The organism is Legionella bozemanae (genome assembly GCF_001648595.1).
GTDB classification, from domain to species: Bacteria; Pseudomonadota; Gammaproteobacteria; order Legionellales; family Legionellaceae; genus Legionella; species Legionella bozemanae.
On record NZ_KV441809.1, the window covers coordinates 1 to 268 of the forward strand.

The following is a 268-nucleotide window of genomic DNA, read 5'->3' on the forward strand; positions in this document are numbered from 1 at the left end:
AGGTAGCCACCGATCCGATGCCACCTAATGTTGCCGATACCTTTATTATTCTAAAAAAGCGCAAGGATTGGCCTAATCCCAAAAAGCCCAAGCAGGAACTGGTACAGGAAATTGAAAATGCAGTGAGGCAAATTCCAGGAAATAATTATGAATTTACTCAACCCATTCAAATGCGTTTTAATGAACTGATCTCGGGGGTTCGTAGTGATGTCGCGGTCAAAGTATTTGGCGATGATATGAATACTTTATTGGAGATCGCAGAAAACAT

General features: G+C 41.0%; 1 pseudogene. It reads left to right on the forward strand.

Annotated elements, in window-relative coordinates:
- Window positions 1-268: pseudogene (locus A8O27_RS19205) on the forward strand (efflux RND transporter permease subunit); the annotation flags it as partial.